The 655-nt window shown below is 30.5% G+C and carries 1 protein-coding gene; it reads right to left on the bottom strand.

Going from position 1 to position 655, the window contains the following annotated elements:
• The coding region (locus tag HMPREF1092_RS17480) for an MSCRAMM family protein (protein ID WP_002599814.1) at window positions 1–655 on the bottom strand (655 nt) is incomplete at both ends.

Raw genomic sequence — 655 nt, 5'->3', positions numbered from 1 at the left:
GTGCTTTTGTTTCTCTTACAGTGTAAGTTCCCCATGGAATATTATTTAATGTAGCAACTCCAGCTTTATCTGTTGTAACTATTTGTTTATATCCATTTGGTCCCTCTACTGTAAATTCTGCTCCACTTAGCTTCGCTCCGTCATTTCCTATTTTAGTTATATTTAAAGTTCCTGTTTTCTTAGAATCTTTAAATATTAAATTTTGAATAGACTTTACATTAGAAGAATTTATTTCTATAGTTTGTGGTGTTTTATCTAGATTATAACCTTGTGGTGCTTTTATTTCTTTAACTTCATAACTTCCCCAAGCTAATCCATTTACTGAAACAGTTCCATCTTTTCCTGTAACTACAGTTTTATTAAAATCATTTGGTCCTGTTATTTCAAAAGTTGCTCCAGCTAATTTCTCTTTATCTGGACCTTCTTTTGTTATAACTAAACTTCCTAATTCTTTACCATCAATGATAGTAATATTTTGTTGTTTTTCTACAGTTGATGCTCCAATTGTTATTGTTTGTATTTCTTTATTTAACTTATAACCTTGTGGTGCTTTTGTTTCCTTAATTTCGTAAGTTCCCCATGGAATATTATTTAATGTAGCAACTCCATCTTTATCTGTTGTAACCACTTGTTTATATCCATTTGGTCCCTCTAC

The organism is Clostridium thermobutyricum, assembly GCF_000371465.1.
In the GTDB taxonomy this organism is placed as follows: domain Bacteria; phylum Bacillota; class Clostridia; order Clostridiales; family Clostridiaceae; genus Clostridium; species Clostridium thermobutyricum.
Note: the sequence above shows the minus strand (reverse complement) of the source record. Positions and strands in the feature narration are given on the sequence as shown.